Raw genomic sequence first — 18,034 nt, 5'->3', positions numbered from 1 at the left:
TTTTCATAAAAAATAGTCTGAACCACAAGGATTCAGACCATTTTTATTTTCCGCTTTAGCCTTCCCTTACGAGCGTAACTGTTTTTTCCGCTTCATTCCAAGAAGTCTGTGCGCCAAGCGCATCCGCTACAAAGCGAACAGGCACATAGGTACGGCTATCCATGATGACAGGTGCAACGCCATATTTTTCAAGCGTTTTCCCAATCGTCATCTTAATTTCCTTTCCATCCAAAAGCAAGGTAACCTCTTTGCTTTCGCCGTTCCATGCAACCGCACCGCCCAAAGATTCTGTAATGAATCTGATGGGAACCAAGGTTCTGCTATTCTGAATCACGGGAGCCGCATCCTTTTGGGCGAGATTCCCGTTAACAGAAATGCTCTTTCTGCCAATCTGCATTTCGACGATTGTTTTCTCCTTTGCTTTTGTTTCGTTGTTTTCCTTCGTTTCCTCTACTTTTGTTTCGTTTTTCTGTGTTTTGGATTTTCTGCCGCCGGAGGAAGAACCGCCGCCGCTCTCCGGCTTGGCAGTCAGTGCTTTATAGGCATCCTGCAAGGCTTTTGTGGCATTGTTATATTCCTCTGCCGTCGCTTCAACCTTGGAAACCTCCTTTGCATCCGCCAAAACCTTTGCAAATGCCGCCCATTTCTCTGCGGAGTAATCCGCTTCCTGCAAAGCCTCTGCCTCTTTCACTGCATTTTTCAGTGCAAGCCAAGCCTGCATTACTTCATGCTCCTCTTCGATTTCACCAATCAGCTCTTTAAAGCTCCACTGCTTATTGGTTTCTGTCACTGTTGCCTTATGGTCAATCACCGCATCTGCCGCACGCATTTTTGCAAGAAACTGGTCAAGCTGTGTTTCGCTCAAGCCGCTCATCAGCATAAATTCCGCTGTGTAGCCACTGCCTGTAAATGCCTCTGCATCCCCTGCAAAGCCTTTGTACCCTGCAAGATATCCAACGGACTGGTTAATCTGGCTTTTTTCAACCGTAACTGCCTTAATTCCCATTTCCTCCAGAATTGCTCTGATTTTGCTGCCCTTTACGGTATCCGCACCGAGGTTGAACAGCAGTACCTTTGCTGCGGGGATTTCTTCCTCCGCACCAATAATGGGAACGGAATAGGAAAGATAATCCGCTTCCTCTCCTGCCCATTCGGGATGAGGCAGTCTAAGCTTTACAATCAATCGTTTTCCTGCCTCAAACGTATTCGCCTTAACGGGAATATTGATGGTTGTGAAATGCTCCTTGCTTGCTTTATTCGCATCACGCTGACCGATACGCTGTGTAATCGAGCTTTCATGCAACTCCTTCTTCTCAAATTCATCATCTGTATAGTCGGAGGGGAACTGATATGCTGTTACGTTGCAATAATAGTCGCTCATTTCCGTATAGCCTGCATCGTATGTCACTGTTACAGGAATGGTAGTATCTGTCACTCTGACTGCGGCAACATCAATAGAAACGGTAGGTGTTGCCCAATCGGGTGCCGCCTCAACGGTTTTCGCATTGGAATATACCACTTTGCTTACGCCGTTTTTCACAAGCGTCAGCTTAATCATCAGCTTGGAGCCTGCTTTCAGCGGCTTTACGCTTTCTCTAAAGCCCATGGTTGTTACGCCGGGGCTGTAAATGCTGCTTTCTGCCGCAATTTTTGCTTTGCTTTCATCCAATTCCTCGCCTGTGTAGTTATACAGTACATAGCTTACGGAATCATAATAATTTCTTTCAAAGTTCAGATAGGTTTCCATCTTTGTATCGCCTTCGGATACATGCTCCTCTCTGATATAAGCAGAGGGTTCTATAATCTGAGGGGGTGCCTGAATGGTTTTTGCATCGGAGATTTTTACCACTTCGCTTTCGCCGCCTGGCAGCGTAAGCACCGCAACGATTTTATCTCCTGCCGTCAAATCATTGGTAAATGTAATTTTACTGCTGTATGCGGAAGGCGTTACCGCACCGGAATACAGCAAAGCATTTCCTACATTTGCACTGTCAAATGCACCACCATAGCGGTAGGTATACAGCTTCAAATTGCCTGTAAGCGCATTGTCGAAATCCGCCTTTACATAAAGATTCTTATCCGTAGAAAGAATTTTGGAGGAGGTAATTTCAACAGAAGGCTCTTTTACCACCTTGCCACCAATCAGAATATAAACCTTATCATCACTGTAATGGGTTCTGCCAGTGTCAACATCATATTTGTAAAGATATACCAATACATATTTTTCAGGCGTAAGATTTCCCTTTACATCAAAGGTATAGCTGCCGCTTCCCGTAAAGCTCTGACTCTTGAGGGATGCCGCATCATCCGGATGTGTATTGTTTCTGTCTGCAAGCCTTACAAACACATAGCCGCCCTTATAGCTGTCATATCCGTTTACGGAAACCGTAATGCTTTCCGTATCTGCTGTGAGTGCTTCGGGGGAAACGCTGATGCTGTCCCCTTCCGCTTTCGCTTTTACCGTAAAGGCTGTGCCGGGGTAATAATGCGTTTTATCTTCATCATCAACATAATAGATATAAGGAATAATCACATCCCCTGCCGTTAAAGCCTTTGTAATAGTGATTTCTACATTATCCCCACTGATAACAGGACTTTTACTGCCGACAGAAACGGGGTCTCCATATACATCAGCGTCTCCGTTTTCTTTTGCTTTATATAGGATAATCATTCCCTTGCCGGAGGGGATTAAATCCGTTTTGCTCACCGCAAGACTTACCTTGGTATCCCCTTCATATACATTCCCGTTCACAATCAGTACGGGCTTTTCCATCTCTGTCTCCAAAACAACGGGAACCGCATTGGAATATGCAACAACCGTTCCGCCCTTCATCAGCACTGCCGCAACATATTTGCCTGCTGCCAATTCCTTTTTTATAGCGGAATTTTTCTCTACCGAAACCGTTCCTGCTTCGGAAACACTCTTGTTGCCGAAAAATTCCCAATCGTCCCCCTGTACCGCATCCGCAGACGCATATTGTCTGATGATAAGGTTAGAGCCTTCTTCCACATCACCGGCAACCACAACGCTTACTGCGCTCGCACCTGCCTTAATTTTATCTGCGTTGATTTTCACTGTCGGCGCAACAGGCACAGCAGGAATCAAAACGGAATCATCAGGGATGCTCTCCGCCTCATAGTCATTGCCTTTGGGGATATACAGCGCCGTATTCTGGTTCCAATATACAACGGCACGCACACGATAGCCTGCCAGAAGCGGTTCCTCCAGATTGATTTCATAGTTTGTCAGATTTTTCGTAAACTGCAGCGGAATCGTCAATCTGCGCATATAGCTGCCTTCAAAGTCGAATGTTTTATCCTGCGGATATTGCTGGATGGAAACTGTCATATTGAAATCTACATTTTCATCCTTTGCGTATGCAAGCAATCTCTCATCTGCGGAAAAATTGATGTGCAGCTTGGTATCGCCTGCTTTTAAATCCGTATCCGCAATGCTTACCTCGGGCCATGTGTAATCCCGAAAGCCCTCGCCGTTTTTATCCACAACCGTAAGCTCACGGGATTGCTTTTGCTTGTAAAAAACATCATTCTTCGTTTCTGCAACAGGCACATTCAGATAAGCGCATACCTTCTGCCCCACCTTCAAAGGGAGAAGGGACCCTGCGAAATTACAGGTATAGCTTTTTCCGTTTTCCACCCGTACCGAATAAAGTTGCTTTGTGGCGGTGCTGTCGGGATCAAAGACTGTATTTGCGGGGTATACCGCAACAATCATGTAGCAGCTTTTCACACTGCTGTGCAGCTTCACATTTGCCGTAAGGGATGTTGCATCCTCTGTAATTTTTCCGTCTGCAAAACCATCTATTGTTACCTCGCAGCCTGCCAAAATTTCCGCCTGTGTCGGTTTGGTTGTTTCTCCGCCGGAAGAACCTTCGGAGGCAGTGACCGTAATCGGTGCAGAAGTATATTCCTGCATTTCACCGCTTGATCTATCATGCAGTACCGCTATTACCTCTTTGCCTTCCGTTGGTGCTGTTGTAAGCGTAATCGTATTACTTCCTTCGTTCAAAGCTGTATATCCAATCACACCGCTCAAGTCCGTATAGCTGAAAAGTTTAGTCGTGTCATACTCTTCTCCGCTGTCAAGCTGTATGACCTTTGCAAAGCCGGTTGTAATACCTTGTGCAAGTGTAACCTCAATCGATTTTGTATTCGGTGTAATGGTGCTTGTTGTGATGGAAATTCCCTGTTCCTGCGCAAATGCCGAAGCTGCCGCAAAAGGAACTGTCGAAATTGCCATAATAAGTGCAACAAGCAGACTGAATACTCTTTTACTGATGCTGCTGTAAATTGTTTTCATTTTCCTCCACCCTTCTCTAGTGATTTTTATATTGTTAGCTGCGGCTAACTAAATTCCATTATAATTTGCCTCTTTTTCATTTGCAACCGCTTTTTTCCTTCTTGATAAGTGTTCTCATTTTGGCACTGCAATAAAAAAATACCCTCCCTGCCATTTGGCAAAGAGGGTATCCTCCATTTAACAAATCAATTTTATTTTACGAATGTTTCACAAAAGCGCCTCAGCATAGATGCCACCCTGAGATACATCTACTTCTTCCTTGGGTGCTTCCTGCGGCTCTGTTTTTCCTTCTTCCTTGCCCTCTGCGGCACCCTCATTTACCTCCGCCGCTGCGTTTGTTTCCTCAGCAAGCGCCGACACAGACGTAAGAGAAAGCGCTATTGTCACGCACACCAACTGACTGATTAGCTTTTTCTTCATAAAATCCCTTCCTTCTCTTGTGTCCTTCCATCAAGCAATATCCTGCGAACGCTGTATTTTTCGACAAAACCCGCGAAAATACTGCATTTGCCAAAATTATAGCAGATTCTTTTCGCAATGAACATCCTACCAAAGTATGAGACGGCAACCTTATTTTTTCGCCGTTTTTGTAATAAAAAAATCGGCTTCCGCCGAAACCGATTTTTCTTCTTACATATTCTGCTTCAAGCAGGTTTTGATATCATCCTCGGGGTTGCTGACAGCACGCAAATCAAAGGTATCCACCAGATACTGCAGCACATTCGGGCTTAAAAATGCAGGCAGTGTCGGCCCCAAATAAATGCCCTTCACGCCAAGGCTCAAGAGTGCCAGCAAAACCGCCACCGCCTTCTGCTCATACCACGAAAGAATCATGGACAGCGGCAAGCCGTTCACATCCGTCCCAAAGGCATCTGCCAAAGCCGTTGCAATGCGGATGGCGGAATAGGCATCGTTGCACTGCCCCACATCAAGCAATCTCGGCAGACTTGCCACCTCGCCGAACTCCAGCTTATTAAATCTGTATTTGCCGCACGCCAAGGTTAAAATGATACAATCCTGCGGCACCTTTTTCGCAAATTCCGTATAATAATTTCGCCCCGGCCTTGCGCCGTCACAGCCGCCAATCAAAAAGAAATGTCTGAGCTTTCCGCTCTTGACCGCCTCCACGATTTTATCGGCATAGCCTAATGTGGCATGATGCCCGAAGCCGACCAAAATTTCATGTGCCTCCTCATCCTCGGGATAGCCGCCCAATTCCAACGCCTGCGCAATGATTTCGCTGAAATCCTTCTCGCCGTTTTCCTTCTTGCCGATATATTTCACGCCCTCCCAGCCGACCACATTCGTGCTGTAAATACGGTCCTTGTAGCTTTCTCTCGGGCGCATCAGGCAGTTGGTTGTCATCAAAATACACCCCGGCAGATTGTCGAACTGCTTTTGCTGATCCTGCCACGCACCGCCGAAATTCCCGACCAAGTGCGGATATTTTTTCAAGCCCTCGTAGCCATGGCAGGGCAGCATTTCCCCATGCGTATAAATATTGATGCCCTTGCCCTTCGTCTGCTTCAAAAGCATTTCCAAGTCCTTCAAATCATGCCCGGAAACCACGATAAACGGACCTTTTTTCATGTGAACATCAACGGTATGCGGAGAAGGATTGCCGTAAACCTCGGTGTTTGCCTCGTCCAGCTTCTGCATAACGGCAATCGCCATCTCGCCTGTGCGCATCGTCAAGCGAATCAGCTCCTCTACCGTCAGGTTATCATCCGTAATTGCCTCCAATGCCTCGATATAGAAATTGTCCACCTCGTCACTGTAATACCCCAACTCCCTCGCCTGATGCCCGTAGGCACTGATGCCCTTCAAGCCATACAGCACCGTCTGCCGCAAGGAGCGGATATCGGGATCTAAATCCTCATACATAATGCCTGCCATGGGTGCATCCTTGAGCATTTCGGTTTTGGTTTCGGGGAGGGTATAGGTAACGTGTGCCGTATGATTGTCAATCTCCCCTGTCATGCCTTTCAGCGTATCCTTGATTTCCTGCGATTCCTTCAGCAGCTCCACATGAACCGCCGCATCAAAGTTTACATTCGTCAGCGTGGTAAACAGCACATTTTCGATAAAGCGAATCACGCTTTTGTCAATCTCCTTCCCCTGCGCAAGCAACGCCTTGCCGTAACAGCTGATACCCTTAATTTGAAAAATCAGCAAATCCTGCAAATTGGCAACCTCCGCCGTTTTTCCGCAAACGCCCAGCTTCGTACAGCCCTTGCCGTTTGCCGTCTGCTCGCATTGATAGCAAAACATTTCATAGCCTAAATCCATATTGTTGCTCATAAATCAACCGTCCCTTCTTTTCCTTTTGCAAGCTAGTGTTTCCCAACAAATGGAGATTATACGCAAACCGAAGCAGGAATCCGCCTGTTAAAATAATATACAAATTTTTTCCAATCCTACTTTAGTAGGATATACAAAAAGAATTTTTCCTGCTATAACGAATGTGAAATCACAATTAGAATTTTATGATTTTCACGGAAAAGGAGGAACGAGATGGGAAGACACACTTTTACCCAAAAATTCCTGCCTCTGGCGCTGGCGGCGCAAACGGCGTAATGCTGGATAGCAGCCTAAGCGTGAAAAAGACGGTAACCGCCACAGGGGTAAAAGCGCCCACCATCACAGGCGGCAGCAGTGGTGGTGGTGGCGGCACAGCATCCACACCGAAGATTGCAATCAACGGTTTGAAGAACCCCATCGGTGAGATTCAGATGAATGTCGGCGACCTCAAGGACGAGACAGAGGCGAAAAAATCCCTGCCGAGCATGGTAACGCTGTTGGTGGATAACAAGAAAATCAAGGATGTTACGGCGAAAATCAAAAATGGTGCCTTCGATGGAAATACCGCGGGCAGCTATACCTTTGTCGGGACGGTAAAAATCCCCGAGGGCTACGCCTACAGCAACGGCACACTGACCGCAAAAGCCACCATTACGGTTGTGGCAAACAATGCAACGAAGAAACAACTGACAACGGACACCATTGTGCAGTATGAACGAATAGAGTCGTACACTGAGATTGACAAGGAAATAAAAGAGGCTCTCCCGACCGAGGTTCTCCTGAAATGCGAGGATGGTTCTCTGATTGTAGGTACAATAAAAAATAAAGACAGCTGGAATCGTTTCGGTTCGCCATCGTCCAGCTCAGGCGAAATGAGTGGATATATGGAGTATCCATTCCACTGTGATTGCGCCAATATTACTCTACCCGCCGGGTATGTATTCTCACAATCAAGCACAATTACCGCTCATGTTTATGTAAAGAATAGGGATAATAGAAAGCTGCAGACAGCACTTAATGCGGCATGGGTGCAGTTGGATAGAACCATAAATTCGGAAGCCGAGGCACTGGCGAATCCGGACAAAATCTATCTGCTGCCGACAAACGACGACGAAAGGAATGTTTCTCAAGGGGTAAAATATGTGCAGGAAAGCGTAGCCGGTGCGCTGAAGAAACTTTTGACCGACGGCGAACATTCAATAAAGAACGCAGACAGCTATAACCCCGGTGCAGACAACCGCAATCAGAAAACCATTGATACCTTTGCGGATCAGATAACGACTGCAGCGAAAAAACTCGAGACTGATCTGGGTAACGCCAAAACAGGCGATGCATTTACGGATGAGAATATTTTGGCAAATATAAGGACATGGCTGGGGACGGGTAACAGCAATTATGCTTACTCAGATAGCAAACAGCCATGGACACCGGAGAAGTACAATGCGATTGGCAGTACGAATGGCATTGCCTTGCCGTGGGAGGCTACATGGATCAAAATCAATGACACCGGAGATACCGCGTCAAGCTTGTATGGAGCATGCAAGATAATGCCGGTGCAGAACTACTATGGGAGAATACCGGCGGAGACAAGAGACAATATATACGGGTAACCGGAAAGGCGACTGAGCCGCAAACCGTACAGCTGACCGTTACGGCACTAAATTATACGGATTCCAACGGTAGCACGGTGAACTTGGGCCAAGAGGTTGCGACTTACACCTGCACAGTCGGTGCGCCGGTCAGCAAAGCAGACGAATTACCCACACTGCTTACCTCCGGCAAAGATAAAGCTAATGTCTATATTCGCCTGAAAGGCACGGGAACCGCTTCTGTGATTACAGTGTCCGATGAAGCAGACATAAGCGCGGAAGAGACCGTCAATTCTAGCAATTCCGGATTGTTTCAAGATTCTATCTCCGTGGGATCAGCCACTACGGAAACAGATACCACTCCACCAAATTTTGTTGTATTTTTAGGCATGACAGTCACATCGGAGCAGCTTCCTGCGGTTGCGGTGAATAGCTTCGATAGAGAGGAAAAGAACCCCCACAAAACAACCTCAGTGACATTTACCATCCCGTCCGACAAAGTTTCCCTCGCGAATGAGGGGAAAACAGCCGGCTGGTATATCCCGCAGGGTGGCTTGAAGCTGACAGCGGAGGATGTGCGGGTGTACCAACCCAAGGTTCTTGCCGAAAAAGCTAGCGTTGCGGATACAACAGTGACAGTGCCGCTCCAAGTTCTGTTTCTGAATGAGGGTAAGACTCTGAATGTGGCTCTTGTACCGACGAGCACAACATCCTACGACGGCAAAGACAATAATGCAATTTCCGGCACAGATATGCGCAATACGGAAAGTAAAGAGCCTCATTACTACTTCGCCCTATCCGGCAGCCAAAAGTACGAGTACCGTATACCCATCAGGCGCTATACGGCAACATTCGACAATGTCACAGCAGGTACCTATGCTGTTTGGGTTCAGGTTGATGACACGGATACGTGGGTCAAGGTAGGGGATAGCATAACTGTCGGCAATACGGCAGGCGGGGATTCCGATAACACCGGGAATCCTACCACCGAATAATCGCAAAATTCAAAAAGGCAAGGGAATCCTTTGATTCCCCTGCCTTTTTCTTTGCACTTACGCCAACGCAGCAGAGCAAAAAGCGCGCAGCACCTACGAATATCTCATCGACCTGACGGATGACCCCGATGTGCTCGCGCCACTACGCTTCCTGCGAGAACGGGAAATCGTGCATTTCCAGCGTTTCGGAGAAGCTCTGGACTACGCCAGAGATTATCTGAAGCAGCAGCATTATTTCTTCATGCAGAAAAACGGCTGCAACAGCTGACAAATCATAGACACTGTTAAGCCGGTGTATGCACTGCATTCCTATTTCAGGCAGCCGTTAAAGGCCCGTCTTATTCTGCCTGCATAAAAAAAAGACCATCGATTTCTCGATGGTCTTTTCCGCAATTACTGCGGATGACAGGACTTGAACCTGCACGGGCGCAATGCCCACTAGAACCTGAATCTAGCGCGTCTGCCAGTTCCGCCACATCCGCACAACTTAGTGTGCTTGACTATAATACCGTATCAAAAAGAGTTTGTCAACACCTTTTTTAAAATTTGTTCCCCAAAAAATACATTCTTTTTCAAATCGAAATTCAATCCTTCCTTACCGCCTGACACCGGATGAAAAGTTGAAGTTCCCTATTTATTTTGGTATGGTATAATAGTATTCTATTCAAGAATGGTATAGGAGCAGTTGTAGTTCCCTATTTATTTTTGGTATGGTATAATAATCACGCCCACCATCCGCCTGTCCTCAATGTTGTAGTTCCCTATTTATTTTTGGTATGGTATAATGCAGAAGGATACAACCAACGTGTCAGAAACGTTGTAGTTCCCTATTTATTTTTGGTATGGTATAATCCTTTTGGCTCACGTTAAGCAGAATATGATGTTGTAGTTCCCTATTTATTTTTGGTATGGTATAATAGGCAGATAAAACCCCTTGAAATCTAAAGATTCCAAGGGGTTTTATCATTTTGTTTTTTCCCTTTTTATAGCAGTGTAAGCTGTTCTCCGGAAAAAGATTTTTCATTTTTTGACATCACTCCAAGAAGAACAGCCATATTTTGATATTGCTTCTCCGTAATTACCAATAATCTAACCGAGCCATTCGGCGGTAAGCTTGCTTTTAATCTCTTTGTATGCTTTTCTACTGCATCATTTCCATTGCAAACACGAGAATAAACAGAAAATTGAACCATATAGTATCCTTCTTTTAACAAAAAGCTTCTAAACCTTGCTGCTGCCTTTCGTTCTTCCTTCTTTGTTACAGGGAGGTCAAAAAATACAAGCATCCGCATATACTTACTCATATTCATGCTGCCTCAAGGGCAAAATTGCACATAATTTTAATTGATCTTCTCCCGCAATAATACTCGATTGAAAGGTCTGCACTGTTTTTTCCACTCCATAAAACAAAGGATGCTTCTGTGTACCAAACAAAACATCACAGCTTATCAAATGGTATAATATCTGTTTATCTTCCGTTGTTAAAAAATTCTGCTCTTTCTCCTGCATCTGATACACACATAAATCTACTACGGGACGAAACACCTCCATGATGTCATCCGCAAGATTAAATGCATTTAATTGGCTATGGTGATGAATACCAAGGGCCGGCTCCAGCCCATATACTGTTAAGCTACGGCAAACTAAGCCTCTGATAATAGCATATCCATAGTTCAATCTGGCATTCGTCACAGTATCTTGTCCTCTTGAAAATCCACTGCCGAACAAATATTTGAAGTATTGTGCAGCCGCAACCGCTTCCATGTTATCCTTATCATTCAGTTTTACCTTTTTCGCAAATGACATAATTTGGTCATCTCCGGATAACGATGCTAACTCCAGAACCTTCGCTTGATTCCTAATCTTCTCAACAACTATTTTTGACCACAAATGTTTCTTCAATGTCTCTTTCGTCTGTATCTGTGCCTGCAACAGTTTATATTTTCTGCTATGTGTATGAAATCCATTGACTATTCCACAAGGCAAATGCTTTTCATCACAAAAGAAAACCAAAATACCATTTCTCGCACACTCCGAAAGAGCAGCAACGGAAATATTGCTTTGATTGTTTTCTATCATGACAGTAGAAATATCTTCCATAGGAAACGAGTATTCTTCCGTTGTTTTTACAACCAATTGTCTATTCCTTATATTGATTTTAGAAGGTGATGATATAAAAATATTTCGGTATGCCATAAGACCACCTCTTTACTTTCTTTCCTCCACCGCCGCCTTGTATTTATTGCCTAATACATCCACATGATATTTTTCAATACGGCTTAATGTTTTAACACCCAAGCTCTGAATCGTATAGTTGTTATCATGTGTCACAACTGTAATAGTGGCCCCTGAGATTTTTGCCTCTCTATAATAAACAAACGCTTCTTCTGCCTCAAAGGAATCTTTTTTCTCGCCTTTTTTCTTTGTAAACTTCTTAGGAGTAGAGGACTTAATATACAGTAAGTCATTTGGATAAATCGAATACAGGAAATCTTCATCCTTCATGTTCTTCCAATCATGATACTCCTTATGTGGCACACAGGCTTTTTTAGGCAGTTCCTTTTTAATTAAATCGGAAATATAAATCGGAATAAAATAATATCCTTCCCCCTCTACATAATACAAATCAATCCTTACCATATTGCCATTTGCGGCAACACCATGATTGACGGGTATATTCAAATTAGAAACATCGTAAATCTTAACCTTTTTCACTTTTGGAGCAACACCCCCATTCGGTGTCGGTTTATACACAAAGCCTTCGGGGAATGCCTTTTTCCCGTTTCCGCCGGCTTCTTTCAGGCGGCTCCGTAACAGCTCATATAACAGAATATCACTGGAAGGATTATAATACCCCTCAATTTCGCCGTCCTTGTCCAGCTTCAGTTCCTGAATAGGTGTCTTTGTTACAGTTCTCATTTTGCCATCTACTTCACGGTAGGCACGAATCGTCTCTTTATGCGCTTGTCCTGTCACCTTTTTCTTTGTCATTCTGGAAACAAAAATCGGTTTGATACTATCGATATCCACATCCTGATAATTCGCAAGAGACACCTTCCGCAGCATCTCTTTTGGCTCCTTACAGGTACGAATATCCAATTCTGTTGAAAATTCCGGCCATGGCATAGGAAATTTTTCCCTCATCACAGCATCATCTTTATTCAAATATCGATTTTCTTCCCGCTTCGCATATTCCGTTACCGTCCGAACGATACCCGGCGTAATACATGCGACTACAACCGCATCAACGCTGTGGTGCAAATCACCATCTTCTCTGACTTTGTTGATCCCCCAGCGCTTTCTCATATATGCAGTTACTCGACCATTTACAGCGGTAACACGCTGTTTTCTATCATATGCTTCATCAAACAAAAGGTAATCCTTGATGTAGTTCATCATAAATCTCGTAATAAACTGTGTATCCTGTAAGCTTCTCTGCTTCATCTCTCCTATATCTTCCTCTGTAAGTATAGGCTTCAGCAGCTTTTCTCTTTTTGCTCTGTTTTTTATCAGCGTGTTTACACGAATTTCATATTCTTCCTTATCCGCAACATATTGCATCGGAATCCGATTTCCTTTATCCCTGTTTGCTTTTGTCAGAACAAGCACCTTGTTGGTATAGCTATCATCAAAAGAAATACTATACGGAATAATATGGTCAACCTCATAATAACCGGGTACAAACAAATTCTCCGCCTTGATTGGTTGGCCGGTATAAACACATTTGCAATCCTGCTCCTGCCAAAGCTTATACTTCACAATATCCTGACCGGAAGGTTGTGCAACATGGAAGGTATCCTTAATCTCATCATAAATTCTTTGGTTCTGTGCAGCATTATCATTCTGCTCTTTCTCAATTCGTTTCCTATCCTTAAAGGACTTAGACATCTCTCTTGCAAGCTCGATATTAACTGCAGCCGGAGAACCATGTCTTTTAATAATCTCATTTACAACCTTGATTGTCTGATTGATTGCTCTTTTTACCACAGGGCTTGTAATATCATATGTATCTCCCGGAAGCTTCGGCAAATACTTTTTCTTTTCCGCAACACTGTGTGCCCGAAAATCATAACCGGCCTGTTCGCAAGCCTTATCATAAGTCAACCCTTTTTCTAAATAAGGAATCACCTTCTGCATTGCTTTTACAGACAAACTACCAAATTTTGAAAAATTTTTCATTCCCAAAATTGCATTGATTTCCTCTTTTGAAAAATTACCTTCTAAAAGCGCTTGTTGAATTTTGTCATCGGTTTTATAATATGTAATTGCAGTACCGATTAAGTCTCTTTGCGTATTGCTAATCTGTAAAATATGATTTTTACTTATCTTATCAAATGCTTTACGCATCTCATGGTACACAGGCAAATACTGGAATTTTGCAGCCTCTACCTCTTCCACTTCTTTTCGGCCATAGGTTAAATTAGAAAACAGCGCATCTTGCCCCATCTCCAATTCCTTGCGTATTCGCTTGTAATCAACCTTCTCCGTTTTATGGCATAAAGCAAACAATTTATTTCTTTCATCATCCGTCAATCGTCTTTTAATGCCGTCTTGTAAAATACCGATACTATTCATTTTCTGCCACAAATTAAATAGTTCAAATGTATAAGTAGCCTTTGATGCACGTTTTTCCTCTTTCTCAAAGGGACATTTTCCAACCATTTTTTCAATCTGATTTCCGGCATAAGGACTTTCTCCCCCCGGACCTTCTTCAAATGCTCTTTGGCTAAAAAGAATCTCCAAATATTTTTCAGAAAATGCATCCGTAACATATAAACTGCCGAATGCCTTCTGCTTCTCAAAAATGATTCCAATTTCTTCTTTCAATTGACTGCGCAGAAATGTATTGGAATAATCCCCGCCTTTGTTCCTTTTGTTTTCCGCAAACCGTTCATCTTTCCACAGCATCTCACCAACTGTGCGATATCCTTTTTCCTTCAAATATTTTTCATTATCGGCTGTTGCGGCAAGCAGCTTTCCTTCATCAGAACCCTTTTTTTCATTTTTGCGATTCGATTTAAAGCCTCTTCTTTGCGCAAAATGAATCAAAAGCCTTGTCAGCTCCTCATTATTTAACTTTCTCTCCAATGATTCATATCTAATTTGGTAAATATCCATTAGAATATTACCTTTTGCATGATATAGAGAATCCAATTTTTCTTTTGTGTAGATACCTTCGCTCTGTATAAGTGCTTTGATTCTGTCCAATCTATGCTTATGCCTTCTATTTCGCCTGCGAGCCCCCCTCGCCTCTCTGCGAGGTGCTGCAAGAGAAGACCCATCATTCGGATTCTCTGCCGCTTCAAAAGTCCTCACATGCATATCAATGATTCTATTTGGCTCTCCATAATGGTCTATATTTAGTATCGCAGCCCCTACCGATGTAGTACCAATATCTAAACCTAATCTGTACACAAAAGCACCCCCTCATATATCACAAAAATATTATATAATCAATTATAAAACAAAAGCGCCGCGACAAGCGCGGCACTTTCGGGTTACAGCACCATGCTTTCACAAGGGCTTTATTGCAGTAACCTATTTACTTTTGGTATAGTATAAGTATTTTCATACTAACATGTTCCTTCTTGGCTGTCAAGCTCTCCTTGTCGATGAGCTACACCCTCGTTTTCAAATTTTGTTCTCAAAAAATACAATCCATTCTCTCAGATAAGGACTCCCCTCGGAAAACAAAAAAGACCACCGATTTTCTCGATGGTCTTTTCCGCAATACTGCGGATGACAGGACTTGAACCTGCACGGGCGCAATGCCCACTAGAACCTGAATCTAGCGCGTCTGCCAGTTCCGCCACATCCGCACAACTTAGTGTGCCTGACTATAATACTGCATCAGAAGAAAAATGTCAAGCATTTTTCGATAAAATTTTTTCTTTTTTTTAAATCTTTCTTTTATCTCCGGAAATACAACTTCTTTTTGGAGAATAAAAAAGACCACTGCAATCCACAATGGTCTTTTCCGCAATTACTGCGGATGACAGGACTTGAACCTGCACGGGCGCAATGCCCACTAGAACCTGAATCTAGCGCGTCTGCCAGTTCCGCCACATCCGCACATCTCAGTGCGCTTGATTATAATACCGCACCGAAACACTTTTGTCAACACATTTTTTATATTTTTTTCATTTTTCTCTTTTACAGGAACAGCGGCACCAAAAGCGGCACCAGAAGCGTACACACAATGCCGTTCACAAAGGCAAGCACAGCAATCGTACCATTCGTGTTCTTGCTGATAATGCCCAAGGTGGTATCCATAGAGGTAGCCCCTGCCGGCGCAATGGCGGAATAATAATTCAAATGGCTTGCCACAAACGGCACAATGACAAACGTCAGCATTTCACGAAACACATTTGCGAGAAACGCAATCGTACCGCCGACGGGGTTGCCTGCCTCCGTAATCAGCACGCCGGAAAGGCTATACCAGCCCAAGCCTGCGGAAATCGCCAAGCCCTCCTTTGCAGGCAGGGAAAGCAAAAAGGCAGTCACCACACCGCCGCAAAGGGAGCCGAGCGCAACCCCGAACGGAATCAGCAAAATCCGAAAGCCCAATTCCCTAATGCGTGTGAAAACAGCCTTATTCAGCCCTGTATCAATCCCGACGGAAAACAAAAGGAGCAGCAGCATATAGGTGGATGCGCTATCCAGAAAGCCGCTCACATCCGCAGGCATCAGGTATCCTGCCCCAACGCCAAGCACCAGAACAATCAAAATCACAAGGCTCATTTCTTCCCCTCCTTCTCCAAAAACAGCGTGGAAAGAATATAAACCACAGCAATACTGCCAATCGCCGTCATCACTGCAAACAGCACTGCCTTACCACCCAAAAGCGGCAGGCTTCTGACCACCTCACCATTTCTGCCGATACTCACGCCCATGCAGAAAATCAAAAGCAGCAGCCAAACCGTCTGCAATCTGCTGTTCCAGCGGATTCCCCTCTCCCGAATCCAACCTTGATAGCCAATCAAAACCCCTAATCCGATTGCCAAAAAGATATATCTCATATTTCATCCCTCCAAAAGCTGCCCCTACGCAAAGCGCAGAGGCAGTAAGCTTACAGAACTTATTTTTTTAGCATATCCCGTTTAGGATAATTTTTCGCGGATTGCGTCAATGCTTTCATCCTCGATATATTCGTCATAGGTCATCTGTCTGTCGATGATGCCGCCGGGCAGGATTTCAATGATTCTGTCTGCAATGGTCTGCACAAACTGATGGTCGTGGGAATCAAACAGCAGTGTCCCCTTATACTCCGTCAGCCCTTCATTCAGTGCTGTAATAGATTCCAGATCCAAATGGTTGGTAGGCTCATCCAGAATCATCACATTTGCGCCGCTCATCATCATCTTGCAAAGCATACATCTTACCTTTTCACCACCGGAAAGCACGCCGGCCTCCTTCAGCGCTTCCTCACCACTGAACAGCATTCTGCCCAGCCAACCGCGAATATCGGAATCGTATTGCTCGCCTTCCTTTGCAAAGGGACGCAGCCATTCAATCAGGCTGTCCTTGTTGCCCTCAAAATATTCTGTGTTATCCTTCGGAAAATATGCGGTTTTTGTGGTAATTCCCCATTTAAAGCTGCCCTCATCCGGCTCCAGTTCGCCCATCAGAATCTGGAACAGCGTAGTTCTTGCGATTTCATCCTTGCCGACAAAGGCAACCTTTTCGTGCGGGCGAATCATAAAGCTAACATCATTCAGCACCTTCTTGCCGTCAATGGTTTTGGAAATTCCATCCACCAAAAGCACATCGTTGCCGACCTCTCTGTCCTGCTTAAAGCTACAGAAGGGATATCTGCGGCTGGAGGGCTTAATGGTATCCATCTGCAGGTTATCCAACAGCTTCTTTCTGGAGGTTGCCTGCTTCGCCTTGGAGGCATTCGCACTAAAGCGCTGGATGAAGTCCTGCAGCTCCTTAATCTTCTGTTCCACGCGCTTATTCTGATCCTTCAGCTGACGCTGTGTCATCTGGGTATAACTGTACCAGAAATCATAGTTGCCGACAAACATGGTAATCTTGCCATAATCGATATCCGCAATATTTGTGCAGACCTTATTCAGGAAATGACGGTCATGGGAAACTACGATAACCGTATTTTCAAAGTTCATCAGGAAATCCTCCAGCCATTTGATCGCATGGATATCCAGATGGTTGGTAGGCTCGTCCAGAAGCAGAATATCGGGATTGCCGAACAATGCCTGTGCCAGAAGCACCTTCACCTTCTGTCCGCCTGTCAGCTCCTTCATCTTCGCATAATGGAATTCATTCGTAACCCCCAGACCGTTCAGCAGCATTTCCGCATTGGATTCCGCAGCCCAGCCGTCCAGCTCCGCAAATTCACCCTCCAGCTCTGCCGCCTTAATGCCGTCCTCGTCTGTGAAGTCCTCCTTCATATAAAGTGCGTCCTTCTCCTTGCGGATATCATACAGTCTTTTATGCCCATATAACACGCACTCTACCACATCAAACTCATCAAACAGGAAATGGTCCTGCTTCAGAACTGCCATTCTTTCCCCGGGGGTAATGAATACAGAGCCCTTATTGGGTTCCAGCTCCCCTGCAAGAATTTTCAGAAATGTGGACTTACCGGCACCATTGGCACCAATCAGTCCGTAACAGTTGCCCTTTGTGAAATTGATATTCACATCGTTGAAAAGTACTCTGCCGCCATATTGGAGGCTGACACCCTGTGCAGCGATCATGTTTTTCTCTCCTTTTTCTCATTCCTTTTTTTATTACGCTACGGCACCTTCGCCGCCATGTTCAAAAAACAAACTAAATTTGATTATAACATGAATATCATACAAAAT

The 18,034-nt window shown here is 44.6% G+C and carries 11 protein-coding genes, 3 tRNA genes and 1 pseudogene; 3 read left to right on the top strand and 12 right to left on the bottom strand.

The window, feature by feature from the left end; all coding sequences use genetic code 11:
• Positions 1-55: 55 nt before the first annotated feature.
• The 3 genes from GPK49_RS00850 to hcp form a co-directional block, all read right to left on the bottom strand.
• Entirely contained in the window at positions 56-4,321 is a 4,266-nt protein-coding gene (locus tag GPK49_RS00850; protein ID WP_118580810.1) for a DUF3783 domain-containing protein, read from the bottom strand.
• A 207-nt stretch (positions 4,322-4,528) separates the two neighbouring features.
• A complete protein-coding gene (locus GPK49_RS00845; RefSeq protein WP_016406712.1) occupies positions 4,529-4,741 on the bottom strand; it encodes a hypothetical protein in 213 nt (70 codons plus the stop codon).
• A gap of 210 nt (positions 4,742-4,951) precedes the next feature.
• Complete coding sequence (hcp, locus tag GPK49_RS00840) at positions 4,952-6,622, bottom strand: hydroxylamine reductase (RefSeq protein ID WP_215676467.1); 1,671 nt, start codon at positions 6,620-6,622, stop codon at positions 4,952-4,954.
• A gap of 296 nt (positions 6,623-6,918) precedes the next feature.
• Between hcp and GPK49_RS00835 the strand changes: the two genes are divergently transcribed.
• The 3 genes and pseudogenes from GPK49_RS00835 to GPK49_RS00825 form a co-directional block, all read left to right on the top strand.
• Positions 6,919-8,232 (top strand): hypothetical protein, encoded by a 1,314-nt coding sequence (locus tag GPK49_RS00835; protein ID WP_215676466.1) that lies wholly within the window; start codon positions 6,919-6,921, stop codon positions 8,230-8,232.
• 308 nt (positions 8,233-8,540) lie between these two features.
• Entirely contained in the window at positions 8,541-9,206 is a 666-nt protein-coding gene (locus tag GPK49_RS00830) for a hypothetical protein (protein ID WP_215676465.1), read from the top strand.
• A gap of 67 nt (positions 9,207-9,273) precedes the next feature.
• Positions 9,274-9,474, top strand: a pseudogene (locus GPK49_RS00825) (manganese catalase family protein); the annotation flags it as partial.
• 129 nt (positions 9,475-9,603) lie between these two features.
• Here the strand turns inward: GPK49_RS00825 and GPK49_RS00820 are convergent.
• The 9 genes from GPK49_RS00820 to GPK49_RS00780 form a co-directional block, all read right to left on the bottom strand.
• Positions 9,604-9,688 (bottom strand) — tRNA-Leu (locus tag GPK49_RS00820).
• Between the two features lie 501 nt (positions 9,689-10,189).
• Positions 10,190-10,510 carry a CRISPR-associated endonuclease Cas2 gene (gene cas2, locus GPK49_RS00815; protein ID WP_215676464.1) on the bottom strand — a complete coding sequence of 107 codons (321 nt, stop codon included), beginning with the start codon at positions 10,508-10,510 and terminating at the stop codon, positions 10,190-10,192.
• Positions 10,503-11,402 carry a type II CRISPR-associated endonuclease Cas1 gene (cas1, locus tag GPK49_RS00810; protein ID WP_215676463.1) on the bottom strand — a complete coding sequence of 300 codons (900 nt, stop codon included), beginning with the start codon at positions 11,400-11,402 and terminating at the stop codon, positions 10,503-10,505. The genes cas2 and cas1 overlap by 8 nt, the downstream gene beginning before the upstream one ends.
• Positions 11,403-11,414: 12 nt before the next feature.
• On the bottom strand, positions 11,415-14,621 hold the full coding sequence (gene cas9 / locus GPK49_RS00805) for a type II CRISPR RNA-guided endonuclease Cas9 (RefSeq protein WP_215676462.1): 3,207 nt from the start codon (positions 14,619-14,621) through the stop codon (positions 11,415-11,417).
• Between the two features lie 319 nt (positions 14,622-14,940).
• A tRNA-Leu gene (locus GPK49_RS00800) sits at positions 14,941-15,025 on the bottom strand.
• A 168-nt stretch (positions 15,026-15,193) separates the two neighbouring features.
• Positions 15,194-15,278: transfer RNA gene (locus GPK49_RS00795), tRNA-Leu, on the bottom strand.
• A gap of 81 nt (positions 15,279-15,359) precedes the next feature.
• Complete coding sequence (locus GPK49_RS00790) at positions 15,360-15,947, bottom strand: lysine exporter LysO family protein (protein ID WP_016406707.1); 588 nt, start codon at positions 15,945-15,947, stop codon at positions 15,360-15,362.
• Complete coding sequence (locus tag GPK49_RS00785; RefSeq protein ID WP_016406706.1) at positions 15,944-16,225, bottom strand: LysO family transporter; 282 nt, start codon at positions 16,223-16,225, stop codon at positions 15,944-15,946. The genes GPK49_RS00790 and GPK49_RS00785 overlap by 4 nt, the downstream gene beginning before the upstream one ends.
• A gap of 81 nt (positions 16,226-16,306) precedes the next feature.
• The gene (locus GPK49_RS00780) at positions 16,307-17,926 is read right to left on the bottom strand and encodes an ABC-F family ATP-binding cassette domain-containing protein (RefSeq protein ID WP_016406705.1); all 1,620 of its coding nucleotides are present in this window, start codon (positions 17,924-17,926) and stop codon (positions 16,307-16,309) included.
• Positions 17,927-18,034: the final 108 nt, after the last annotated feature.

The organism is Clostridium sp. MCC345 (genome assembly GCF_018785345.1).
GTDB lineage: Bacteria > Bacillota > Clostridia > Lachnospirales > Anaerotignaceae > Anaerotignum_A > Anaerotignum_A faecicola.
Note: the sequence above shows the minus strand (reverse complement) of the source record. Positions and strands in the feature narration are given on the sequence as shown.